Below are 23,438 nucleotides of genomic sequence, written 5' to 3'. Positions count from 1 at the left end.
GGCCGCCCGTACCGTAAGAATTGATGCCCTTGGAATCGATGCGGTTATTTGATATTGACCGGAACGGCTATCCTGCGCACCGATGACGAACGAGACCCTGGCCCCACGGGTGCGAACCGGGCCGACAACCCAGAAGACGGCGCTGGTGGTTCCGGCGTCGGGCACCCGGCGGCCGGTGCGGCTCGCCACCCTCGACGCGCTCCGGCTGGTCGCCGCGCTCGCCGTCGCGGCCTACCACCTGACCGTCTCGTGGCGGATCGACGGGCACCGCCAGCCGGAGCACTTCCTGCCGCACGTGTCCCACGTCACCATCTACGGTTTCCTCGGTGTCGAGCTGTTCTTCCTGATCAGCGGGTTCGTCATCTGCATGAGCAGCTGGAACCGCAGCCTGGGCGACTTCTTCACCTCGCGGGTGAGCCGGCTCTACCCGGCCTACTGGGTCTGCCTGCTGATCACCGCGGCGGTCGTCACCATCGCGCCGATCACCGGCGGCGTCCCGGTCACCGGGTCGCCCGGCCTGCTCCAGATCGCGGCCAACCTGACCATGCTGCAGGAGCCGATGGGGATCGGCTCGGTCGACACCGTCTACTGGACGCTCTTCGTGGAGCTGCGGTTCTACCTGCTGTTCGCCGCGCTGGCCGCGTTCGGGCTCACCTACCGGCGGGTGGTGCTGTTCTGCGCGGCCTGGATGACCGTCGCGGTGATCAGCCCGATGCTCGGCAGCAAGGCGATCGAGGTGCTCGCCATCCCGGGCTACGCGCCGTACTTCATCGCCGGGGTGGCCGCGTTCCTGATCCACCGGTTCGGCAGGTCGCCGCTGCTGTTCGGCATCGTCGGGATGGCCTGGCTGATCAGCCTCCAGCACGTGATCGGCCGGGTGAGCGACGTGAACCCGGGTTTCCCGGTGCCGACCTGGCCCGGTCCGGTGATCATCACGGCGGCCTACGCCGCGCTGCTGGCGATCGCGCTGGGCTGGACCGACCGGATCCGCTGGGCCTGGCTGACCACCGCCGGCGCCCTCACCTACCCGTTCTACCTGCTGCACCAGCGGATCGGGTACACGGTCATCAGGCACACCTACGAGGCCACCCGGCTGCCCGCCGCGGTGCTGGTGCCCGGCGCGATGCTGCTGACGCTGGGCCTGGCCTGGCTGGTCTACCGGCTGGTCGAGAAGCCGCTGGCCGCGCGGATGCGGGCCGGCCTGCGGCAGGCCTTCGCCGACTTGCGCGCCGCGTCGGCCCGGGACGCGGCGCCGGCCGGGGAGGCGGCGCCGGTTCCGGGCGCGGCGCCCGCCCGGGAGGCGCGGGCCGCCGCGCCGTCGACCCGGCCGCGGACCGGGGTGCGGGTGATCCGGCAGGTGCCGGGCCGCTCCGGCGAGCGGTGAGCGCTTTTCCGGTACGCCCGGAGCGCCCACCGCCCAGTGATCAGCAGGTCGTGTAACCCTTGCCGGCCGAACGCCACGTGCAGTAGTCGATCGTCTTGCCGCTGCCGGTACGCAGCGTCGCGCTGTCCCCGGAGTTGTTCCACACGTGGTACGTCTTGCCCCAGTACCGCGTGTACGTGCTGTTCCCGCCCTTGCCGGTGCGGACCACCACGCTCTTGCCGGCGCCCAGCGCGTAGGTGCCGAACTGGTAGGTGTTGCCGGCCCGGTCGCGGACCGTCCAGCCGGTCAGCGTGACCGTCTTGGTGGTCTTGTTGGTCAGCCGGAAGTACTCGCCGACGATGCTGGCGTTGGTCCGCTTGTCCCGGCCCGGGGCGTTGTACTGGATCCGGGTGAACTGGACCGAGCCGACAGCCGGGGTGGCCGGCGCCGGCGTGGGCTTGGCGGGCGCCGGCTCGCTCGGCGTCGGGGTGGCCGGCGTCGATCCGCCGTCCGGGTCGCTCCAGGCGGGGTTCGGCACCGGGTTGGCAGCGGCCGGCGCCGGCGCGGAGCCGGCCGTGCCGGGCACTGTCACCGTGACGTTCGCCGAGTAGTTGGCGATCACGAAGTTGTCCGGGTCGGCCCACTCGGTGCCGTTGCGGCTGACCCAGGCCCGGTAGGTGGGGGTGCCGCCCGGCTGGCCGGTGGCCTCGCCGGAGTACTGGATCGGGTTCTCGCCGACAGTGCCCGAGGCGACAGTGGTCCAGCCGCCGCTGGTGTAGCGCTGGACGGCCACCGGCAGGCCGGGCTGACCCGGGTTGGTGCTCACCGTGAAGGCGACCGTGTTGGCGCCGGTCGCTGTCGCGGTGAGGTCCGCCTGCACGCGGACCGCGGCGTACCGCCGGTTGGAGTACCCGTCGTCGGTGCCGACCATCATGATGTGCCCGGAGTCCAGTGCCCGCTTCAGCGTCCAGTGCCCGGTGCTGTCCGCCTTGGTGGTCAGGGCCGGCCACACGTTCGGCGCGGTCTCCGGCCGGCTGTAGTCGTTCGCCGGGTGCTGGGCCAGCTCGGCCACGCTGTGACCGGCGCCGAAGAGGTACGCCTCCTCGTAGAGCGTCACCGTGTCGCCGGCCTGGGCGGTGCCGGAGAGCGTTGTCGGGTTCCGGTCGTCGTAGCCGTTGGCCACCGCGATCCGGTCGAAGGTCGGCGCCGGTGCGGCGAACGCCGGCGCGGGTGCCAGCAGCGTCGCCGTGGTGAGCACCCCGAAGGCGCTACTCAGCCCGAGAATTCGTCCCTGCATGAAAAATGGTCCTCCGTCATGGAGCCGCGGTGGCCGGCCCGCCGGCGTCTGCGAACGCTCGAGCCACCCGGGGATCCGGCCTCATGATCATCGGTCGTCCCGCCGGTGCGGTGTCGTCCGGCTGGATAGTACTCGCAGGTCAGAGGCGGTTTTTACGGGATGGAGAGGGTGCCTTCCGGCCCTGTCGCACGGTTTTCCGCCGGGGGTCCGATTTCTCGCCGGCGGCCCGGTGCGGGACACTTGCGGTCCTATGGAGAAGCCTGAAACGGTCCGGCTGGAAGCGGATTGCGCCCAGTGCGCGGGCCTGTGCTGCGTGGCGCCCGCTTTCGCCAAGTCGTCGGATTTCGCCATCGACAAGCCGGCCGGGCAGCCCTGCCGGAACCTGGGCGACGACTTCCGCTGCCAGATCCACGAGCAGCTGCCCGCGCGCGGGTTCCGCGGCTGCGTGGTCTTCGACTGCTTCGGGGCCGGGCAGCGGATCACCCAGGAGACGTTCGGCGGGCGGGACTGGCGGCGGACCCCGGAGATCGCCGGTGCGATGTTCGCCACCCTGCCGGTGATGCGTCAGCTGCACGAGTTGCTCTGGCTGCTCGGTGAGGCGCTGGCCCTGGACGAGGCCCGGCGGCTGCACCCGAAACTGCGCGCGGCGCGGGACGAGATCGACGCGGTGGCCGGGGGAGACGCCGGGGCGCTGCGGGGGCTGGACGTCGAGGCGTACCGGAAATCGGTGGTGCCCCTGTTGCGCCGGGCCAGTGAGCTGGCCCGGGCCGGTGCCGGCGGACGCCGCCCGGACCACAGCGGCGCGCACCTGATCGGCCGCCGACTCCGCGGTGCCGACCTGCGCGGCGCCAGTTTCCGCGGCGCGCTGCTGATCGGCGCCGACCTGCGCGACGCCGACCTGCGGCGGGCCGACTTCACCGGTGCCGACCTGCGCGGCGCCGACCTGCGCGGTGCCGACCTGACCGGGGCGCTGTTCCTGACGAGATCACAGTTGCGCGCCGCAGTGACCGACGCTGATCACCCTTAAGCTGGACCGATGCGGGATGTGTCCGGTGTGGTGTGGCTGCTGACCGTTCTGGGCATCGTCGGTCTGCTGCTCTTCGACTTCTTCGTCCACGTCCGGCGGGCGCACGTGCCGCGGCTGCGCGAGGCGGCACTGTGGACCACGATCTACGTGTCGTTCGCGATCCTGTTCGGCGCCGGGGTCTGGATGTTCGGCGGGTCCACGATGGGCACCGAGTACTTCGCCGGTTACGTCACCGAGGAGGCGCTCTCGGTCGACAACCTCTTCGTCTTCCTGCTGTTGCTCGGCAGCTTCAAGGTGCCTCGCGCCGACCAGCAGAAGGTGCTGCTGGTCGGGATCGCGGTGTCGCTGGTGGCCCGGACCGCGTTCATCTTCCTGGGCGCCGCGCTGATCAATTCGTTCGCCTGGATCTTCTACCTGTTCGGGGCGATCCTGCTGATCACCGCCGGCAACCTGGTGCGCGGCCACGGCGACGAGGGCGACGAGGCCCCGGACAACCTCGTGATCCGGCTGGCCCGCCGGGTGCTGCGCACCTCGGACACCTACGACGGGGACAAGCTGGTCACCTATCGCGACGGCAAGCGGGTGCTGACCCCGATGCTGCTGGTCATGGTGGCGATCGGCGGCACCGACATCCTGTTCGCGCTGGACTCGATCCCGGCCATCTTCGGCCTCACCCAGAACGTCTACCTGGTCTTCACCGCCACCGCGTTCTCGCTGCTCGGCCTCCGGCAGCTGTACTTCCTGATCGACGGCCTGCTGGACCGGCTGGTCTACCTCTCCTACGGCCTGGCCGCGGTCCTCGCCCTGATCGGCGTCAAGCTGGTGCTGCACGCCATGCACCAGAACAACGTGCCGTTCATCAACGGCGGCGAGCCGATCGGGGTCACCGAGATCCCGACCCTGGCCTCCCTGGGGATCATCGTCGGGGTGCTGCTGCTCACCGTCGTGGTGTCGGTGCTCAGCCCGAAAGGCCGGGCCCGGGCCTATGTGGCGGGTGCCCGGCGCCGGGCCACCGAGTTCCTCGACGTGGAGACCGACCCGGAGTATTGCGACGAGCTCTACCACCAGCTGCTCGACGACGAGACGCACCTCAACGGGTTGCCGGAGCGGTACCAGGACCGGGTCCAGCGGCACACCGACCTGCGGGAGCTGCTGGACCGGGCGCACCGGGTGCACGCCGAGCGGGTCGCGGCCGGCCGCTGTTTCGTGCGGCCGGAGCGATCAGCGGCGTGACTGCTGCTCCTCCGCCGGGGCGAGGTACGCGGACAGGTTGGTGAACTGGCCGATGGACCGGTCGTCACCGCCGCCGGAGACCAGGCTGGCCACCCGGGCGGCCAAGCTGGAGGCGCGCGAGGCCAGGTCCGGCTCCGCGTACCGGGAGTCCCGCTCGGCGCGCAGCGCCTGCTCAGCACGCTCAGCGTCGGCGTCCCGGCCGGGCCGGTCCGCGTAGGCGCGCGGGCCCGACGTCGGCATCTCCGCGTGCACCGGCTCGGGGTAGCCCGGCTCCTGGTAGACGGGCTCGTCGTAAGCCGGCTCGTCGTAGGAGGCCTCGGCGTAGATCGGCTCCGCCGGCTCCGGGGCGGGCACCGGGACCGCGCCGAGCAGCGTCACGGTCTGCCCCTCACCGCCCTGGTAGTTGGTGAACTCCGGGCCGATCACCTGCCGGGACAGCATCCGCGCGTGGGCCGGCGCCACCCCGATCTCGGTGGCGTTCTCCACCCGGAACCGGGCGATCGCCTGGCGCAGCACGTTGGCCAGGCGGTCGGCGTCGCCGACGGTGGCCAGGTCGCCGCCGGCGAAGACCAGGGCCGGGTAGCTGCCCTCCGGGCCGTTGCAGACCAGCTGGATCTGGGTGACGGTGGCGTTCCGGCCGACGTCCCGGTTGCCCGGCTGCACGCGCAGGTGCTGTGGCCACAACCAGAACAGCTCACCACTACTGAGCGTGCTTTCGTCAGCATACGTATAGCGAACGCGGCGGTCGGTGACCAGGACCTCGGCGCCCTCCGGCAGGGTCCACCGCGGCAGCGACGAGGCCTCGTCGAACGCGTACTCGGCGACGGCGCAGCGGCCGTGCCACAAGACCCGCTCGCCGCTGTCCAGCGGTCCGAGGTCGGTGCCCGGTGCGGACAGGAAGTGCTGGTGGAACATGGTTGCCTTCCCTGTTCACGCCGCGGTCGGTAAACGCGGCCGAAACGATTACAGCCTTCTCCTACCAGGGGTCGCCAGTGACCCGACGTGAATCACACCGGGACTTCCGAAAATGACACCGGACAGTGATTACCGATGCACCTTCGGCCGATTAAACCACTACTTTCGGTTACCGAAAAGGGTAGCCGGTGGCAGCGGGGAGGCCACCGCGGAGACATCCGGCACGGGGGTCGCGCCGGCCGCGAACCGATCGAGGTCCGTCTCTACCCGTCCCGGGAACCAGTCGCCGGCCGCCCGCCGGGTCAGCTCGGCCACCGGCGGCGGGGTCCGCCCGGCGAGCACCACCACGTTGCCGAACCGCCGGCCGCGCAGCACGGCGGCGTCGGCGACCAGGCAGGCCTCGGGCAGCACCGCGCGGATCGTGGCGACCTGGGCGCGGGCGTGCCGCAGCGGCGGGCCGTCGGCGACGTTGGCGACCAGCCAGCCGTCCGGGGCCAGCACCCGGGCCACCTGCGCGGCGAACTCGACGGAGGCCAGGTGCGCCGGGGTGCGGGCGCCGGCGAAGACGTCCAGCACGACCACGTCGTACCCGGCGTCGCGCATGCCGGTCACGGCCTCGCGCGCGTCGCCCACCCGGACCCGGATGTTCGCCCGCTCCGGAAGTGGGAGCTCCCGGCGGACCAGCTCGACCAGCGGACCGTCGATCTCCACCACCCGCTGCGCCGAGCCGGGCCGGGTGGCCGCCAGGTAGCGCGGCAGGGTCAGCGCACCACCGCCCAGGTGCAGCGTGCGCAGCGGCCGGCCGGCCGGGGCCACCAGGTCGATCGCGGCGGCGATCCGCCGGACGTACTCGAACTGCAGGTATGTCGGGTCGGCCAGATCCACGTGTGACTGCGGGGCGCCGTCCAGCAGCAGCGTGAAGGCGGTGTCCCGGTCCGGGTCCGGAACCAGTTCGGCGACGCCCGAGGCGACCGTCTCCACCCGTCGTCGTGACGCCCTGCGCTGTGCCATCCGACCATTGTCGCCGGGAGCGAATCGGTAGCACCGCGGCGGGAAGCCGATGGTGGCGCGGGAAACTTCCGACCTCTTCCCCGTGACGGTATTCGAGCAGACCCTGAGCCGGCGGACCGCGATCGGCGGCGCGGCCGCGGCCGGTGCCGCCGCCGTGCTCGCCACCGGAACGCCCGCCCGCGCCGACACCAAGTTCCACCCCGCTGTCGAGCCCGGCGTCGAGTTCGTCGAGGAGCCGGCGACCGACCCGGCGGCCGGCCTGCTGCCCGCCGACCCGCTGCTGCACCTGCTGCGCCGGGCCACCTACGGCCCCAGCCCGGCCTCGATCGCCGAGATCCGCCGGCTGGGCGCCGACGCCTGGCTGGACCGGCAGCTGAACCCGGCCTCGATCGCCGACCCGGTGGCCGACGAGTTGCTCGCCCGTCTGCCGCTGAGCGGCCTGAGCATCGCCGAGATCCGCGCCCGGGTGGCCGCCGGCCAGCTCAAACAGTACGACTGGACCCCGATGTGGCAGCTCAGCTTCGCCGCAGCGGCCCGGGCGATCTGGAGCGAGCGGCAGCTCGCCGAGGTGATGGTCGACTTCTGGGCCAACCACCTCAACGTGACCTGCCCGTTCGGCGACGTCTGGGACAGCCGTACCGACTACGACCGCACGGTGATCCGCGAGCACGCCCTGGGCACCTTCGCCGGCCTGCTCAAGGCCTCGGCCCGGCACCCGGCGATGCTCACCTACCTGGACAACCGGTTCTCCACCCGGCTGGCGCCCAACGAGAACTACGGCCGGGAGCTGCTGGAGCTGCACACGGTCGGGCTGGAGTACACCGAGTCCGACGTCAAGGACGCGGCGAAGCTGCTCACCGGGCTGACCGTGGACAACGCGACGGGGGCGTACCGGTACGACGCGGCCAACCACGTGACCGGCCCGGTCCGGATCCTCGGCTTCACCCACGACAACGCGACCACCACCGGTGGCGAGGCGGCCGCCCTGGCCCTGCTCGACCACCTGGCCCTGCACCCGTCGACAGCCCGCCGGATCGCCACCAAGCTGTGCGTCCGGTTCGTCGCCGACGAGCCGCCGGCCGGCCTGGTCACCAAGCTGGTCAAGGTCTACCTGGACAACCGGTCGGCGATCGTCCCGGTGCTGCGCGCGCTGTTCACCTCGGTGGAGTTCGCCGCCTCGGCCGGCGCCAAGACCCGGACGCCGCTGGAGGACCTGGCGGCCACCGTCCGGATCCTCGGCTACGGCCCGCCGCCCAGCGGGACCAAGACCTTCGAGAGCCTCTACTGGATGGCCCGCAACGCCGGGCAGGCGCCGATGAACTGGGGGCCGCCGAACGGCTATCCGGACGTGGCCGCCGCCTGGGCGTCGCCGTCCGGGCTGCTGGTCCGGTGGAACTTCCACCTGTCGATCGCCGCCGGGACCTGGCCGGCCGACCTGGTCAGGCCGGCTGACCTGCTGACCGGGATGATCGGCGGCCGGCCGGCCGGCTACGGCGCGCTGATCGACGCGACCGCCGAGCGGCTGCTCGGGGTCCGGCTCGGACCGGCCCAGACGGCGGCGCTGGCCGCTTTCTACGGCAAGACACCGGCGTCGCAACTGAAGTCCAACGATCCCGCGGTTGGCTGGACCTACCCGTACCTGATGGCGATGCTGCTGAATTCGCCGAACTTCGCGCTGAGATGAGGACCATGCGAGCGGTGACCTGCTGCGACGACAACCGGCTGTCCCGACGGTCGGTGCTGAGGGCGGGTGCGCTCGCCGGGCTGGCCGGCTCGCTGCTCGACACCAGGCTCGCGTACGCGGCCGACCCGGCCTACGACGGCGACGTGCTGGTCCTGCTCTCGCTGCGCGGCGGGTTCGACGGGCTGTCCGCCGTGGTGCCCGCCGGTGACCCGGCCTACTACGCCGCCCGGCCGACGATCGCGGTGCCGAAGTCGCAGCTGATCGGCGGCGGGACGTTCTTCGGGCTGCACCCGGCGCTGGCGCCGTTGCTGCCGTACTGGACGTCCGGCCGGCTGGCCGCGGTGCACGCGGTCGGGCAGCCGGCCCCGAACCGGTCGCACTTCTCCGCGATGGAGGAGCTGGAACGGGCCGCGCCCGGCACCTCGCTGCGCACCGGCTGGCTGAGCCGGATGCTCGGCTCGTTCGGCGCGAACGACCCGTTCGACGCGATAGCGATGGGCACCGCCCGGCCGGCCCGGGTGCTCGCCGGCCCGGCGCCCAGCCTGAGCCTCACCTCGATCGACGGGCTCGCGCTGACCGGGGACGACGCGGCGAAGCCGGTGGCGGCCACGATGGCGGCGCTGTACCGGGACGCGCCACCGGCGCTGGCCCGGACCGCCGGGCAGCTGACCGGCGCGCTCGACCGGGGGCGGGCGCTGCGGGCGGCCGGCTACACCCCGGCCGGTGGCGCCGTCTACCCGGACACCGAGCTGGGCCGGGCGTTGCGCGACGTGGCCCGGCTGATCAAGGCGGACTCGCGCCTGATGACCGCCACCGTCGACTCCGGCGACTGGGACATGCACGAGAACCTGGGCATCGCGGCGCCCGGCCGGCGGATGCACGACCAGCTGGCCAAGCTGGCCGCCGCGATCGCCGCGTTCGCCACCGACCTCGGGACCGACGGGCTGCGCCGGGTGACCCTGATCACGATCAGCGAGTTCGGCAGGCGGGTGACCCAGAACGGGTCGGGCGGGCTCGACCACGGGTACGGCAACGCGATGTTCGTGCTCGGTGGCGGGGTGCGCGGCGGTCAGGTCTACGGGAGCTGGCCCGGGCTGGCCGCCGGCCAGCTGCGGGACGGTGACCTGGCGGTGACCACCGACTACCGCGCGGTGATCGGCGAGATCCTGCGCGCCCGGTGCGGGGTCGGTGACCTGGCAACCGTCTTCCCGGGCGTCGCGGCGTCCGCGCTCGGCCTGGTCACCGCTCGCTAGAACCGGTCGTTATTTCACAAAACCCACATCGAGCGCAAGGCCGCTGTTTCACACTGTCACCGACATCCGACGTACGGAGGTGACGGTGACCAGCAACGTGTTGGCCGAGCTCATCGGGGGGCAGCGCCGCCCGCCCGGCCCACCGCCGGCCCGGGAGATGCCGGCGATCCTGAACGCGGCCCGGCATCGCGCCGGGCCGCCGCTGCGGATCCGCCGGCACACCTCGGAGGAGGGCCTGCCGTTCTGGCGGTGGGACTGCGAGAGCTGCGGCGAGTACGGCGGCGGTCGGCACCACCCGGACGCGATCCTGCGGGCGATGCGGCACTGCCACGAGCACCCGGAGCACCGGTCGTCGCTGCTGCCGCCGGCGTCGTGCCGTCAGCCGGACACGTACCTGCCGCTGCATCCGATGCTGTACGCCCTCGACGACGACCCGCCGCCGGAGCCGCTCAACGTCTGAACGAGGATGCCACCGTCCCGCCCAGCCGGAATCTCGGGCTGGCGCTGGTGGTGGTGTCAGCACCCCGGATACCACCGTCTCGCCCAGCCGCGACCTCGGGCTGGTGCTCGCGGTGGTGTCAGCACCCCGGATACCACCGTCACGCCCAGCCGCGACCTCGGGCTGGCGCTGGTGGTGGTGTCAGCACCCCGGATACCACCGTCACGCCCAGCCGGGGGCTGACCGGACGGGCCGGGCCGCGTGGTGACGACCGCCCGGCCCGCGAACCGCCGCTCAGGGCTGGGTGTCGCCGGCCCCGGTCCGCTTCTGCGCCTCGTCGACACCACGGTCGACCTGGTCGGAGTACTTGTTGCCGGTGCGCTGGTCCACCTGCTCGCCGGCCTTCTCCAGGCCCTGGTCCACCTGCTTGTCGTGCTCGTCGGCGAAGTCCTTGGCCTTGTCGAGGAAGCTCATCGTGCGGATCCCTTCGCTGGTTCGTCCACTTCGCTGTTCCGCTTACCCAGAATTCCGGCAACCTTGCGGAACAGCGGGTCATCGAGAATGCCGGCCAGGTCGGGACCGAGCGGGATCCGCCAGTTCGGGTACTCGTCGAAGGTGCCCGGCAGGTTCGGCTGGCGCTTCTCCAGCAGCACGTCGTACAGCGAGGCGGTGACCAGCCGGCACGGGGTGCGGGCCAGGAACTCGTGCATCGCCACGACGACGTCCTCGGTCCGCTCGGAGTCGAGCAGTCCCTCGGCGCGCAGCAGCGCCAGCAGCGCCGCCTTGTCCGCCTGCCAGGTGGCCCGCTCCTCCTCCACCGTGCCGGCCAGCTGGCCCAGCTCGGCGCGTACCTCGACCTGCTCGCCGGCCAAAAAGCCGGCGGCGGTCGGCAGGTCGTGGGTGGAGATGCTGGCCAGCGCGTTGCGGCGGTAGTCGGCGGCGGGGCGGAACTCGCCGGTGTCCCAGTCCCGGACGAACCACAGCACCGACGAGCCGAGCATGTTCATGCGTTCCAGGGTCTCGGTCATCTCCGGCAGCACGGTGCCCAGGTCCTCGCCGATCACCACGGCGCCGGCCCGCCGCGCCTCCAGGGCCAGGATGCCGAGCATCGCCTCCGGGTCGTAGTGCACATAGGTGCCCTCGGCCGGGCCCATGCCCGGCGGCACCCACCAGAGCCGCCACAGTCCGGCGACGTGGTCCACCCGCAGGCCGCCGGCGTGCCGGAAGATCCGGCGCAGCATGTCGCGGTAGGCCGCGTACCCGGTGGCGATCAGCCGGTCCGGGCGCCAGGCGGCCAGTCCCCAGTCCTGGCCGAGCTGGTTGAACGCGTCCGGCGGGGCGCCCGCCGAGACGCCCGGCGCGAGCGAGTCCTGCAGCAGCCAGCCGTCGGCGCCGGACGGGTCGATGCCGACCGCGAGGTCGTGCACGATGCCGACCGGCATCCCGGCGGCCGCCTCCCGGGCCTGCTCCAGCTGGCGCTCGACCAGGCGCTGGATCCAGACGTGGAAGGCGATCCGGTCGCTGCGGAACTCCCGGACCCGCGGGGAGTCCGGGTGGCGCAGCTCGGCGGGCCACTTCTGCCAGTCCGGTCCGTGGATCTCGGCCAGCGCGCAGAACCTGGCGAAGTCGGTCAGGCCCGGGTCGGCCGCCAGGTCGACCGGCTCGGCGAGCGGCCACAGCAGTTCGAGGGCGGCCAGCTTGGCGGACCAGACCGCCGTGTAGTCGATCAGTTCCCCGGTCGCCGGCTTGAGCGCGTCGACCCGGCGGCGTACCGACTCGTCCGCGCGCTGATACTCCACAGTGTCGGAGATCCGCAGGTAGATCGGGTTGGCGAAGCGCCGGCTGGACGGTGAGTACGGCGAGGCCGGGACCGGCGGCACCGGCGTGATCGCGTGCAGCGGGTTGAGCAGCACCAGCCCGGCGTCCCCGCACCCGGCCACGAAGGTCCGCAGGTCGCCGAGGTCGCCGATGCCCCACGACTCGGCCGAGTGCAGGGCGTAGAGCTGCAGCATCCAGCCCCAGGTCACCGGCGCTTTCGGCAGCTCCACCGGCACCACGACCACGGTGGTGGCGTCGCCGAGCCGGTGCCAGCCCAGCGGCAGATTCTCCAGCCTGGCGACCGTACGGGTGGTGCCGTCCTCCAGCGTCAGCTCGGCCGGGGCGGGCAGGTCACGGCTCTGTCCCTCGCGCAGCACGATGGTCCCGGGCTGGTCCGGGGCGGGGGCCGGTGGCTCGGCCGGCCCGCCGGTGGCGTCCACGCCGAGCAGCCCCAGCACGCCGATCACCGACTCCGGGGACACCTCGGTACGCCGGCGCTGGTAGTTCTCGTACCAGGTGGCCACCCCGTGTGCGGTGGCCAGGGCTTCCAGCCGCGCATCCATGCGTACCCCTCCCGTCGGTGCCGGATCATTACCCGGGTTGATCGGTGTTACTCCGGGTGCGTTCGTTGCTTCCATCGGCCAGCATGGGGCACATGGCTGACGTGGTGAAGTGGTGGTCCCGGCTGACCGCGGCGCTGACCGGCGCGGTGCTGGCCCTGGTGGTGCCGGCGCACGCCTGGGCGGCGAGCAACGGGGTGGACGACGTGATGATCGAGGCGGCCAGGCGCCGCACCCGGAGCCGCGGCGGTTTCGGCTTCTTCTTCGTCGGCGGGCTGTGCTGCCTGTTCGTGGTGGCGGCGGTGGTCCTGGTGGTGCTGCTGATCTCCCGCAGCCGCAAGCGGCGGCGCTGAACGCGCCCCGGTGTTGATTTCCGGCAATCCCGAGCGGTGCCGGCGGTCGCCTGCCTAGCTTGGGATGATGCGAACGGGTAGCAGGCGATCGATGGCGCTCGGTGGCGGGATCGCCGTGCTGCTCGGCGTCCCGCCGGCGATCTCGGTGGCCGCCAACGCGTCGGCCGACGTGCTGCTCAGCCGGGGCCGCCCGGCGCTCGCCTCGTCGACGCTGAGCGTGGCCTGGACGGCCTCGGCGGCGGTGGACGGTGCCACCGGCACCCGGTGGGCCAGCGGCGCCGGGCCGGGCACCCAGTGGCTGCGGATCGACCTGGGCGCGGCGCAGCAGGTGAGCCGGGTGCGGCTGCACTGGGCGTCGGCGTACGCCAAGGGGTACCGGGTGCAGCTCTCCGACGACGGGGCGACCTGGACCGACGCGTACCGGACCGCGGCCGGCAACGGCGGGGTGGACGACCTGCGCGCGCTCGGCGGCCACGGGCGGTACCTCCGGGTGCTGGCCACCCAGCGGGCGACGCCGGGCGGGTACTCGCTGTGGGACGTGCGGGCGTACGGTCCGGGTCCGGCGGCCCGGGTGCCCGAGTCGGGCGCCGCGCCGAGCGCCGCGATCCCCGCGGTGGCGGCCGGGCTGACCGTGAGCGGCAAGCGGGAGACCGCGTTCGAGCTGGTCTCCAGCGCGGAGAACTCGACGCTGAACTGGCGTGGCGAGTTCGACTACATCGAGGACCTGGGCGACGGGCGGGGCTACACCGCCGGGATCGTCGGGTTCTGCTCCGGCACCGGCGACATGCTCGACCTGATCACCGACTACACCCGCCGGTCACCCTCGAACCGGCTGGCCGGTTACCTGCCGGCGCTGCGGACGGTGGACGGCACCGACTCGCACCGGGGACTCGACCCGGGCTTCGTGGCCGCCTGGCGGGCCGCCGCGAAGGACCCGGTCTTCCAGAGGGCGCAGCAGGACGCCCGGGACCGGATGTACTTCGCGCCGGCGGTCCGGCTCGCGCAGGCCGACGGGCTGCGGGCGCTGGGCCAGTTCGCGTACTACGACGCGGCGGTGATGCACGGCGTCTCCGGGCTGCGGGCGATCCGCGAGCGGGCGGTCCGGGTGCGCGAGACGCCGTCCCAGGGCGGGGACGAGATCGCGTACCTGGGCGCCTTCCTGGACGCGCGGGACGCCGAGATGCGGCGCGAGGCGGCGCACAGCGACACCACCCGGGTGGACACCGCCCAGCGCGTCTTCCTGCGCGGGAGCAACCTCGACCTGGTGGCGCCGCTGACCTGGCACGTCTACGGCGACAAATACACCATCAAGCATTAAAACCCGATTTGGGTACGCCCGGAGCACTCCCGGCATACCCAAACCGTCAGACGTCGCTGAACGGACCGGATGGCTCCCGTCGATGTGGAGGGTGCCGAAAACGGCTAGCGAAGCGTGGTCGTTCTCGGTGTCCTCGACATCGCCTCAAAGGGGCGCAATCCCCGCCGAGCGGAGCGAGGCCATCAGGCTCTGCTCCACTTCTGGTTGGCCGTGCCGGCGCAATCCCAGAGCTGCAGCTGGGCGCCGTTCGCGGCGTTGTTGTCCTTGATGTCGACGCACCGGTTCGCCGAGACGTTGACCAGGTCGCCGGCGCCGGACAGGGTGAACCGCTGGACCGGGTTGCCGTTGCAGGTGACCAGCTGGATCGGCGTGCCGTTGGTCAGCGCGCCGCCGGCCGGGTCCATGCACTTGCCCATCGCCCGCAGGGTGCCGTCGCCGTTGAAGCTCCAGCTCTGCGCGGCGGTGCCGTTGCAGTCCCACATCTGCAGCCGGGCGCCGTCGACCGGGTTCGCCCCGGGGATGTCGACGCAGCGGCCGTTCAGGTTGCTCTTGAGCGCGTTCCCGGTGGACGGCGGCGGGGTGGTGCTGCCGGTCGAGGTGTTGACGTGCACGTAGTCGATCAGCATCTTGCTCTCGGCGGGCAGGCCCGCCGGGTTGCCCTGACCGAAGTTACCGCCGACGGCCAGGTTCAGGATGATGAAGAACGGGTGCTCGTAGACCCAGTTCACGTTGCCCTTGGCGGCCTTCAGCGAGGCCGGGGTGGCCCGGAAGTACTCCTGGCCGTCGACGGTCCAGACGATCAGGTTCGGCGACCAGTCCACCGCGTAGTTGTGGAAGGCCTGGTACCACGGCGAGCCGGCGACGAGCTGGCCGCCGTAGGAGTTGCCGCCGGAGTAGCCCGGGCCGTGCAGCGTGCCGAACAGCCGGTTGGGGTCCCGGCCGACGACCTCCATGATGTCGATCTCGCCGTCGGTCGGCCAGTTGCCGCCGCCGAGCATCCAGAACGCGGGCCACAGGCCGGAGCCGTTCGGTACCTGGATCCGGGCCTCGACGTGGCCGTACTGCTGGGTGAACTTGCCGGCGGTCTGGATCCGGCCGGAGGTGAACTGGCAGGTGCCGTTCCAGCAGTCGGTGTGCCCACCGCTGCCCTTGCGCGCGGTGATGACCAGGTGACCCTGGCCGTCCATGGCGACGTTGTTCGTGCCGCTGGTGTAGTACTGCAGCTCCTGGTTGCCGAAGCCGCTGCCGCCGGTGTCGAAGTTCCACTTGGACGTGTCGACGCCGGTGCCGGCCGCGCCGTTGAAATCCTCGTTCCAGACGACTGCCGCTTCGGCCCGGTCGCCGCGGGAGGCGACGGTCAGACCGGCGCCCAGGGTCAGGACGACGACGGCCGCCGCCAGGAGAAATCGGGACTTGCGCATGGGGGGACCTCCGGGGAGAGGATGCCGTTACTCCAAACAGTCTTTAGAGAGCGACTGTCACTGGTCAATGGAGACGGGTTCCGGAACCCCGGATAACGGAGATTCGCTCAGAGTTTTTCGAAGAGGGCCGGCACCCGGCCCGGCTGCCAGCCCGGCAGCGCGGTGTGCACGGCTTTCACCCGGTACGTCGCCCCGCGATAGGAGACGTGGTCGCCGACCTGATAGGTGGTGTACTTCTTCCACGGCTTGGCCACCACGGTCGGGACCGTGACGCTCACCGAGTCGACCAGGATCCCGCTCGAGTACTGTCCGCCGCCGCCCAGGTTGAGCGCGAGCCGGAACGGCTGGCCCGCGACGTCCGGGGTCAGCCGCAGCACCTGCCTGCCGTCCACCGACCAGACGAACGACGTGCGCGTCCAGTCGATCGCGTAGGTGTGGAAGTCGTAGTCGCCGGCCTCGTCGCCGCCCAGCGTCTCGACCGAGCCGGAGAGGAACTGCCCGCGATCGCCGAGGATGCCGAAAGTGGCCCAGGGGCCGTCCGTCCGGCCGGCCCGGATCCGCGCCGAGGCGTGCCCGCCGGCCTGGGTGAACGTCGTCGTGCTGGACAGCCACGAGCCCAGCACCAGGTGCCCGTCGCCGTCCAGCCACGGGCCGCCGGTGTCACCGGCCCACTTGGCGGTGTCCACGCCGGTGCCCCGGGGGCCGTCGAACCCGTCGCTGAACACCGTCCTGCTGACCGTCTCGGCGCGCGCGACGCCGGACACGGTCAGTCCGGCGGCGGCGACCGCGACCACCAGCAACGACCGCAGCCACCGTGCGCCGTACCCCATCGCCCACCCCCGCCTCGATTCCGCCGCACCGACTCTGCACAGAGCCGGGCGGTGCGGGCAAGGTCGTGGCGCAGTCTTTATAGATCCCTTACGCGCGGGCCCGCGACCGGAACCCTCAGTCGTAGTCCGGGGCCCGGGTCTCGTGCATGGCGAGTTCCTCGGCGCTCGCGCCGCCGCCGGCCGCACCGGCGTCCCACGCCACGCTGTCCGGCTCGTCGTCGACGCCGGCGCCGGCGTCCGGCGCGACCAGCCGGCCGACCCGGCCCGGACTGTCCTCGTCGAGCTGGCCGTCGTCGTAGAGCGAGACCGGCGAGTCAGGGTCGGAGGTGGGGCTGTCACCCCACACGTCCCTGTCGAACCGCTCCCGCTCGGGGTCGTCGACAGTCTCGTCGATCGGATCGCGGCGCGCCGCGGCCTGGTCCTCCGCGCCGAAGTCCGGCTCCTCCTGGCGCAGCCGCCGGTCGAGCCCCTCGCCCTGGCGGGCCTCCTCCGCGGTGTCGCCGAACCGGTTGGAACCGCCCGGGCCGACCCCGGCCAGCGCGGCCGGGTCCGGGCCGTCGCTCCAGCGGCCGCTGTCCACCTCGTCGTAGGCGGTGGAGTCGTCGTCGGCGGTGTCCGGCAGGCCGGAGGCCTCCGGATCGGTCACCTCGGTGGGGTAGTCGTTGTCTCGCATGTGCGTCGTTTACCCACGTGCCGGGCTGGTCATACCGTGATCCGTCAAGGGTTCAGATGTGCCCAGACGACCTTGCCGCCGGACAGCGCCAGCCGGCCCCAGCGGGCCGCCACCGCATCGATCAGCAGCAGGCCACGACCGCCGTACGCGGTGGGCGCCACCGGCCCGGTGAACCGGGGCAGCACCGGCGATCCGTCCCGCACCGCCACGCTCACCGTCTCGCCGTGCCGGGCCAGCAGCACCGACATCGGGGTGCGGGCGTGCGCCACCACGTTGTTGACCATCTCGGTGGCCACGATGCACGCGTCGCCGGCCACCTCGGACAGCTCCCAGCGCAGGCACGTCTCGGTGATCAGCTCCCGGGCGCGCCGGGCCGCGCCGACCACCGGCTCCAGATCCAGGCTGACCCGGCGACCGGCGTCGGGCCGGCCCAGCGAGGCGAACGCGCCGTCCCGGTCCGGCCAGATCGGCCAGCCGGTGGACTCCCAGGCCGTGCCGTTGCCGTCCTCGGCGCAGCAGAGCGCGAGCCGGGTGGCCGGCCAGTCCCGGGTCGCGTCGCGCACCTCACGCAGCACGGACAGCGTCTCGTGCCGGGGAACGCGCAGCCCGCCGACGTCGACCACCACCGCCTCGGGCTGACCGGCCAGCACGTCGAGAAGGGTGGAACGGACCGGCCCGGCGCTCTCCGCGTCGAGCACCCCGGTCAGCCGGACCAGGGGAAAACTCTGGCCGCGGTCCACCAGGTGACGAACCTCGCTCGGCATGATCGCTCCATTGTGCATAACGCCTCGCCGTCCCGCACGCCGGCGAGCGATGGGCCGGCTCTCGCCGAACCGGGCAAATGCCCCTAGCGGCTAGGTATGGGGAGTACCCCGTATGGGTGCTCCCATGCGGCGTCCGGGCCGGGGATCAGCCCCGGGGGGTGAGGGCGGTCAGCACGCTCTCGTGCAGCAGGCCGTTGGTCGCGATCACCGAGGACTTGTCGGCACAGGTCCGGCCGTCCAGGTCGGTCACCTTGCCGCCGGCCTCGGTGATGATCGGGATCAGCGCCGCCATGTCCCACAGCGACAGCTCCGGCTCGACCATCGCGTCCAGCGCGCCCTCGGCCATCAGCATGTAGCCGTAGAAGTCGCCGTAGGCCCGGCTGCGCCAGGTGCCGAGCAGGATGTCCAGCATCTGCGGCAGGCGGCCGTTGTCCTGCCAGCCGTTCAGGCTGGCGTAACAGAAGCTCGCGTCGGCGAGGTGGCGCACGCGGGAGACCTCGATCCGGGTCGCCGCGTGCTGGTGCTTGCCGGCGAACGCGCCCAGGCCGCGCCCGGCCCACCAGCGCCGGCCCAGCGCCGGGGCGGAGACCAGCCCGACCACCGGGGTGTCACCCTCCATCAGCGCGATCAGGGTGGCCCAGATCGGCACGCCGCGCACGTAGTTCTTGGTGCCGTCGATCGGGTCGATCACCCAGTGCCGGGTGCCCGGCCCGGCCGCCGCCTCGGACCTGCCGAACTCCTCGCCCAGCACGCTGTCGCGCGGCCGGGCGCGGGCCAGGGTGGCGCGGATCGCCCTCTCCACCGCGGTGTCCGCGTCGGACACCGGCGTCAGGTCGGGCTTGGCCTCGACCTTCAGGTCCAGCGAGCGGAACCGGGCCATCGCGATGGCGTCGGCCGAGTCGGCGAGCGTGTGGGCGAGAGCGAGATCGTCGGCATATCCGGCCATGCGAAAACTGTACTGACGGCTCGCTGTCGCGAGTCAGGCGCTGGGTCCGCTGTCCGCCTGTTGATCACGCGCGTCCGGCTCGCCGGCCCGCGAGGACAACAGCCTGCGGTACGACTCCAGCCGCCGCCGATCGGCCTTGCCCTCCGCCACCCAGGCGTCCAGCGTGCAGCCGGCGTCGGCGGCGGTGTGCCCGCAGTTCGGCTGGTCCTCGAGGGTGCCCTCGACCAGGTCCGGGAAGCCGTGCAGCAGGCTCTCCGCGCTGACGTGCGCCAGCCCGAAGCTCCGGATGCCCGGAGTGTCGATGATCCAGCCGGGGTCCTTGCGGGCTTTCCCGACGAGCGGCAGCCGCAGCGCCACAGCGCTGGTCGAGGTGTGCCGTCCCTTGCCCACCGCGCTGACCGCGCCGACCGCCCGCAGCGCGTCCGGCACCAGGCGGTTGACCAGCGTCGACTTGCCCACCCCGGAGTGGCCGACCAGCACCGAGATCCGGCCGGCCAGCCGCTCGCGCAGGTCGGCCAGGTCGCTGCCCGGGCGGATCAGCACGTGCGGCAGGTCCAGCTCGGCGTAGTAGTCGAGCACCTGCTCGGGGCCGGCCAGGTCGGCTTTGGTCAGGCAGAGCAGCGGCTCGATGCCGGCGTCGTACGCCGCGACCAGGCAGCGGTCGATGAAACCGGTGCGCGGCGGCGGGTCGGACAGCGCGCTGACGATCACCAGCTGGTCGGCGTTGGCCACCACCACCCGCTCCAGCCGGCCCTCGGGCGTGGTGTCGTCGTCGTCGGCGGTGCGGCGCAGCACCGAGGTGCGCTCGCCGATCCGGACGATCCGGGCCAGCGACCCGGCGTCCCCGGACACGTCACCGACCAGCGCCACCCGGTCGCCCACCACCACCGACTTGCGGCCCAGCTCCCGGGCCCGCATCGCGGTGATCACCTCGACGTCGGGATCGTCCTCGCGGACGCATCCGTACCGCCCGCGGTCGACGGTGATCACCAGCGCGTCGATGGCGTCGTCGTGCTTCGGCCGTGTCCGGGTGCGCGGCCGGGACGACCGCCCCGGCCGGACCCGGACGTCGTCCTCGTCGTACTCCCGCTTGCGCCCTGGCAGATCTAGCTCCTCGTGGTGAGTCCCGCCCAGAGTTCCGGGAACTCGGGCAACGTCTTCGACGTACAACCTACGTCGGTGAGCTGAACGCCCGGGACGGAGAGTCCGATCACCGCGGCGGCGTGCGCCATCCGATGGTCCGCGTACGTCCCGAAGGAGCCGCCGTGCAGCGGGCGCGGCTCGATCCGCAGCCCGTCCGGGAACTCGGTGACGCCGGCGCCCAGCCGGCCCAGCTCGGTGGCGAGCGCGGCGATCCGGTCGGTCTCGTGGCCCCGGATGTGCGCGACCCCGCGCAGCTCGGACGGCCCGTCGGCGAGCGCGGCCAGCGCCGAGACCACCGGCGTCATCTCGCTCACCTCGGACAGGTCGGCGGTGATCCCGCGCAGCCTGCCGGTGCCGCGCACGGTCAGCCCGTCACCCGAGCGGGTCACCTCGCCGCCCAGCGCGGTGAGCAACTCGCTGAGCTGCCCGACCGGCTGCCAGCTCGCGGCCGGCCAGCCGGCCAGGGTGACCGCGCCGCCGGTGACCAGGGCGGCGGCGAAGAACGGCAGAGCGCCGGAGAGGTCCGGCTCGATCACCCAGGTGCGGCCGCGCAGCGGGCCCGGCTCCACCACCCAGACGTCGGGCACGCTCTCGTCGACGACGGCGCCGGCGGCCCGCAGCATGTGCGTGGTCATCCGCAGGTGCGGGGCGGACGGGACCGGCGGGCCCTGGTGCCGCAGCCGCAGCCCCTTGGTGAACCGGGCCGCGGAGAGCAGCAGGCCGGAGACGAACTGGCTGGAGCCGGACGCGTCGACCACCGCCTCGCCGCCCTCGACCAGGCCGGTGCCGTGCACGGTCAGCGGCAGGCCGCCGGTCGGCGACGCCTCCAGCCGAACCCCGAGCGAGCGCAGTGCGTCCAGGATCGGGCCCATCGGCCGGGTGCGCGCGTGCGGGTCGCCGTCGAACTCGACGGTGCCGTCGGCCAGCGCGGCGGCCGGCGGCAGGAAGCGCATGATCGTGCCGGCCAGGCCGACGTCGACGCGGGCCGGGCCGCGCAGCGGGCCGGGCTCGAACACCCAGCGGTCGTCGGCCGAGGTGTCCACCGCGACGCCGAGCGCGCGCAGGGCGGCCGCCATCAGCGTGGTGTCCCGGGCCCGCAGCGGCGCCTCGACCACCGAGGGCGCGTCGGCCAGCGCGGCCAGCACCATCGCGCGGGCGGTCATCGACTTGGAGCCGGGCAGCCGCACGGTGGTGGTGATCGGGCCGGTGGCCGTCGGGGCGAGCCAGGGGCGGAGTTCAGCAGCCATGCCCGCCATTCTGCCGGTGGCCACCGACATTTTCCGCGGACCGTTCCGGCTCCCGGGACGAGCCGGCCGATTCGTGATCCGGGCGCGTTCCACCACCCGCTTTTCCCCGGTGCCCGGTGCCCCCTGGCATTGTTTCCGGCGGCGTACGCTGCACCCCATGTGCGGGCGGTACGCGACCACGCGGAGCAACGCGGATCTCAGCCAGTTCTTCGAGGCGGCCGACCTGACCGCGGAGCTGCCGCCGAGCTGGAACGTGGCGCCCACCGACCCGGTCCCGCTGGTCCGCGAGTCGCAGTCGCACGCCGCCCGGGTGCTGGACACCGCCCGCTGGGGCCTGGTCCCACCCTGGGCCGCCGACCCGCGCCAGGGCGCCCGCATGATCAACGCACGTGCCGAGACGGTGGCCACCTCGAAGGCGTTCGCGTCGTCCTTCGCCCGCCGCCGCTGCCTGGTTCCGGCCGACGGCTGGTTCGAGTGGGTCCGCGACGGCAAGCGTAAGCAGGCCTTTTACATGACCCCGGCGGACGGCGCCCCGCTCGCGTTCGCCGGGATCTGGTCGGCCTGGGGTCCGGAGTCGATGCTCACCTGCAGCGTGATCACCACCGCCGCGCTCGGCGGGCTGGCCCGGATCCACGACCGGATGCCCCTGATCCTGCCGCCCGATCGCTGGGCCGGCTGGCTGGCCGGCGGGGGCGATCCGGAGCCGCTGCTGCGCCCGCTCGACGAGGCGGCGCTGGCGGCGATCGAGGTGCGCCCGGTCGGCCCGGCGGTCGGCAATGTGCGCAACAACGGTCCCGAGTTACTGGACGCTCCCGTAGAGGTGACGCTTTTCTGAACTGACGAAGATCAACGTTGTTCTTTGTCGGAGTATGCGCGGATTCTGAATCGACAACTTTGCTTCAAGATAGATCAACCCCTTGTTCTGATCTTGTACCGTGCGGTACAAACCAGCGCCGGAGTGGTGTCGATCCGCAAGGTGCGGGAACGACCGCCGCAGCTTTTCCGGTCCCACGGGGGAGGTGGGCTGATGACACGAGCACGCATGCCGCGTCCGCACGAGGTGGCCATCGCGCGACGCGACCCGCGGTTGCTCGAAGCAATTGCGCAACGCCGGACCGATGAGGCCTGGCGGACTCGGGGAGCCTGCCGGACCGTTGATCCGGAGACGTTCTTTCCCGCGCCGAACGAGCCGTCCGGCGGCGCGGTCGCCCTCTGCGGTACCTGCCCGGTGCAGGGCCCGTGCCTGGCCTGGGCGTTGCAGGTGGGCGACTGCCACGGGGTCTGGGGTGGCACCACGCCACGCGAGCGGCGGGCCATGCTGGTGGCCTGGCGTGAGCGCGTCCAGGCCAACGGCGATCCGGTCGAGGACGAGTCCTCCGACGAGGAGGACCGGCGGTTCCTGACGCTCAGCCCGGTGAGCCGCTGACCTTTCCGGTCGAGCCGCGGGACGGCGCTGATAGAAACGGAGCTTGTGTCCAGCTCCGAGAGAACCGTCGAGACGCCGCGCGGGCCGGCCCGGGTCCGGGTGACCGGGCCCGCCGGCCCGCCACACAGCCAGCTGTTCCTCGGCCACGGCGCCGGGGGCGGCGTGGACGCCCCGGACCTGGCCGCGCTGCACGACGCCGCGGTCGACGCCGGGGTGCGTGTGGTGCTGGTCACCCAGCCCTACCGGGTGGCCGGTCGGCGCGCGCCCGCGCCGGCCGGGCAGCTCGACGAGGCGTGGATGGCGGTGGTGCGCGCGGAGGCCGTACCGGAACTGCCGTTGATCTCAGGTGGGCGCAGCAGCGGCGCGCGGGTCGCGGCGCGGACCGCGGCCCCGCTGGGCGCCGCGGGGGTCCTGGCCCTCGCGTTCCCGCAGCACCCGCCGGGCAAGCCGGCGAAGACCCGGGCCGCCGAGCTGCCCGCCGGCATCCCCACGCTGGTGCTGAACGGTGACCGTGATCCGTTCGGGATGCCGGAGCCCGGCGGCCTGGTCGAGGTGATGGTGCGACCCGGCGCGGTGCACGATCTGAAGAAGGACCTTCCCGGCACCGTGCATCTCGCGATCTCCTGGCTCCGGCGGTTCGGCTGGGCGCGGTAGCGAGGCCACCGGACGGCACCGGAATTTCTGGCCGGGACCCGGGCGTTACAGGACTCGGAGACT

22 protein-coding genes and 1 pseudogene are annotated in these 23,438 nt (G+C 72.6%); 11 read left to right on the top strand and 12 right to left on the bottom strand.

What is annotated here, in order from left to right; translation table 11 throughout:
* The first annotated feature begins 82 nt into the window (after window positions 1–82).
* Window positions 83–1,384: an acyltransferase family protein gene (locus Actob_RS39295; protein ID WP_284917042.1), complete on the top strand. Its 1,302-nt coding sequence runs from the start codon at window positions 83–85 to the stop codon at window positions 1,382–1,384.
* A 40-nt stretch (window positions 1,385–1,424) separates the two neighbouring features.
* On the opposite strand, the gene Actob_RS39290 is transcribed toward Actob_RS39295, so the two are convergent.
* Window positions 1,425–2,660 (bottom strand): lamin tail domain-containing protein, encoded by a 1,236-nt coding sequence (locus Actob_RS39290; RefSeq protein ID WP_284917041.1) that lies wholly within the window; start codon window positions 2,658–2,660, stop codon window positions 1,425–1,427.
* Window positions 2,661–2,910: 250 nt separating this feature from the next.
* Here Actob_RS39290 and Actob_RS39285 point away from each other — a divergent pair, with 250 nt between their 5' ends.
* The gene (locus Actob_RS39285; RefSeq protein ID WP_284917040.1) at window positions 2,911–3,687 is read left to right on the top strand and encodes a pentapeptide repeat-containing protein; all 777 of its coding nucleotides are present in this window, start codon (window positions 2,911–2,913) and stop codon (window positions 3,685–3,687) included.
* A gap of 18 nt (window positions 3,688–3,705) precedes the next feature.
* Window positions 3,706–4,692 (top strand): annotated as a pseudogene (locus tag Actob_RS39280) (TerC/Alx family metal homeostasis membrane protein); the annotation flags it as partial.
* A gap of 216 nt (window positions 4,693–4,908) precedes the next feature.
* Here Actob_RS39280 and Actob_RS39275 read toward each other — a convergent pair.
* Both Actob_RS39275 and Actob_RS39270 read right to left on the bottom strand, forming a co-directional pair.
* On the bottom strand, window positions 4,909–5,835 hold the full coding sequence (locus Actob_RS39275) for a translation initiation factor 2 (RefSeq protein WP_284917038.1): 927 nt from the start codon (window positions 5,833–5,835) through the stop codon (window positions 4,909–4,911).
* 159 nt (window positions 5,836–5,994) lie between these two features.
* On the bottom strand, window positions 5,995–6,846 hold the full coding sequence (locus Actob_RS39270; protein WP_284917037.1) for a spermidine synthase: 852 nt from the start codon (window positions 6,844–6,846) through the stop codon (window positions 5,995–5,997).
* Between the two features lie 82 nt (window positions 6,847–6,928).
* On the opposite strand from Actob_RS39270, the gene Actob_RS39265 reads away from it, so the two are divergent.
* From Actob_RS39265 to Actob_RS39255, 3 genes are all read left to right on the top strand, one after another.
* On the top strand, window positions 6,929–8,530 hold the full coding sequence (locus Actob_RS39265) for a DUF1800 domain-containing protein (RefSeq protein ID WP_284917036.1): 1,602 nt from the start codon (window positions 6,929–6,931) through the stop codon (window positions 8,528–8,530).
* Between the two features lie 5 nt (window positions 8,531–8,535).
* The gene (locus Actob_RS39260; RefSeq protein WP_284917035.1) at window positions 8,536–9,783 is read left to right on the top strand and encodes a DUF1501 domain-containing protein; all 1,248 of its coding nucleotides are present in this window, start codon (window positions 8,536–8,538) and stop codon (window positions 9,781–9,783) included.
* An 85-nt stretch (window positions 9,784–9,868) separates the two neighbouring features.
* The gene (locus Actob_RS39255) at window positions 9,869–10,243 is read left to right on the top strand and encodes a hypothetical protein (protein WP_284917034.1); all 375 of its coding nucleotides are present in this window, start codon (window positions 9,869–9,871) and stop codon (window positions 10,241–10,243) included.
* 273 nt (window positions 10,244–10,516) lie between these two features.
* Here Actob_RS39255 and Actob_RS39250 read toward each other — a convergent pair whose 3' ends face one another.
* Both Actob_RS39250 and malQ read right to left on the bottom strand, forming a co-directional pair.
* Window positions 10,517–10,696 (bottom strand): antitoxin, encoded by a 180-nt coding sequence (locus Actob_RS39250; RefSeq protein WP_284917033.1) that lies wholly within the window; start codon window positions 10,694–10,696, stop codon window positions 10,517–10,519.
* The gene (malQ, locus tag Actob_RS39245; RefSeq protein ID WP_284917032.1) at window positions 10,693–12,603 is read right to left on the bottom strand and encodes a 4-alpha-glucanotransferase; all 1,911 of its coding nucleotides are present in this window, start codon (window positions 12,601–12,603) and stop codon (window positions 10,693–10,695) included. Before malQ ends, Actob_RS39250 begins: the two co-directional genes overlap by 4 nt.
* Before the next feature lie 92 nt (window positions 12,604–12,695).
* Here malQ and Actob_RS39240 point away from each other — a divergent pair, with 92 nt between their 5' ends.
* On the top strand, window positions 12,696–12,953 hold the full coding sequence (locus tag Actob_RS39240) for a hypothetical protein (RefSeq protein ID WP_284917031.1): 258 nt from the start codon (window positions 12,696–12,698) through the stop codon (window positions 12,951–12,953).
* A gap of 67 nt (window positions 12,954–13,020) precedes the next feature.
* Window positions 13,021–14,271, top strand: coding sequence for a chitosanase (locus Actob_RS39235; RefSeq protein WP_284917030.1), 1,251 nt, complete (start codon window positions 13,021–13,023; stop codon window positions 14,269–14,271).
* A gap of 182 nt (window positions 14,272–14,453) precedes the next feature.
* Here Actob_RS39235 and Actob_RS39230 read toward each other — a convergent pair whose 3' ends face one another.
* From Actob_RS39230 to aroA, 7 genes are all read right to left on the bottom strand, one after another.
* Window positions 14,454–15,692 carry a family 16 glycosylhydrolase gene (locus Actob_RS39230; protein WP_284917029.1) on the bottom strand — a complete coding sequence of 413 codons (1,239 nt, stop codon included), beginning with the start codon at window positions 15,690–15,692 and terminating at the stop codon, window positions 14,454–14,456.
* A 107-nt stretch (window positions 15,693–15,799) separates the two neighbouring features.
* Complete coding sequence (locus tag Actob_RS39225) at window positions 15,800–16,522, bottom strand: carbohydrate-binding protein (RefSeq protein WP_284917028.1); 723 nt, start codon at window positions 16,520–16,522, stop codon at window positions 15,800–15,802.
* A gap of 115 nt (window positions 16,523–16,637) precedes the next feature.
* Window positions 16,638–17,195 (bottom strand): DUF5709 domain-containing protein, encoded by a 558-nt coding sequence (locus Actob_RS39220; protein WP_284917027.1) that lies wholly within the window; start codon window positions 17,193–17,195, stop codon window positions 16,638–16,640.
* Between the two features lie 44 nt (window positions 17,196–17,239).
* Window positions 17,240–17,959, bottom strand: a complete 720-nt coding sequence (locus tag Actob_RS39215) for an ATP-binding protein (protein WP_284917026.1) — start codon at window positions 17,957–17,959, stop codon at window positions 17,240–17,242.
* Between the two features lie 145 nt (window positions 17,960–18,104).
* Window positions 18,105–18,905 carry a histidinol-phosphatase gene (gene hisN, locus Actob_RS39210; RefSeq protein WP_284917025.1) on the bottom strand — a complete coding sequence of 267 codons (801 nt, stop codon included), beginning with the start codon at window positions 18,903–18,905 and terminating at the stop codon, window positions 18,105–18,107.
* Window positions 18,906–18,938: 33 nt separating this feature from the next.
* Window positions 18,939–20,009, bottom strand: a complete 1,071-nt coding sequence (rsgA, locus tag Actob_RS39205) for a ribosome small subunit-dependent GTPase A (protein WP_284922484.1) — start codon at window positions 20,007–20,009, stop codon at window positions 18,939–18,941.
* A gap of 2 nt (window positions 20,010–20,011) precedes the next feature.
* The gene (gene aroA / locus Actob_RS39200; protein ID WP_284922483.1) at window positions 20,012–21,304 is read right to left on the bottom strand and encodes a 3-phosphoshikimate 1-carboxyvinyltransferase; all 1,293 of its coding nucleotides are present in this window, start codon (window positions 21,302–21,304) and stop codon (window positions 20,012–20,014) included.
* Window positions 21,305–21,452: 148 nt separating this feature from the next.
* Here aroA and Actob_RS39195 point away from each other — a divergent pair, with 148 nt between their 5' ends.
* The 3 genes from Actob_RS39195 (at window position 21,453) to Actob_RS39185 (ending at window position 23,375) form a co-directional block, all read left to right on the top strand.
* Window positions 21,453–22,130 (top strand): SOS response-associated peptidase, encoded by a 678-nt coding sequence (locus Actob_RS39195; protein ID WP_284917024.1) that lies wholly within the window; start codon window positions 21,453–21,455, stop codon window positions 22,128–22,130.
* 192 nt (window positions 22,131–22,322) lie between these two features.
* A complete protein-coding gene (locus Actob_RS39190; protein WP_284917023.1) occupies window positions 22,323–22,721 on the top strand; it encodes a WhiB family transcriptional regulator in 399 nt (132 codons plus the stop codon).
* A 45-nt stretch (window positions 22,722–22,766) separates the two neighbouring features.
* The gene (locus Actob_RS39185) at window positions 22,767–23,375 is read left to right on the top strand and encodes an alpha/beta hydrolase family protein (RefSeq protein ID WP_284917022.1); all 609 of its coding nucleotides are present in this window, start codon (window positions 22,767–22,769) and stop codon (window positions 23,373–23,375) included.
* The last annotated feature ends 63 nt before the right edge of the window (window positions 23,376–23,438 follow it).

Source organism: Actinoplanes oblitus (assembly GCF_030252345.1).
GTDB lineage: Bacteria > Actinomycetota > Actinomycetes > Mycobacteriales > Micromonosporaceae > Actinoplanes > Actinoplanes oblitus.
The sequence above is the reverse complement of the archived record's forward strand: the minus strand, read 5'-3'. Positions and strand labels throughout refer to the sequence as shown.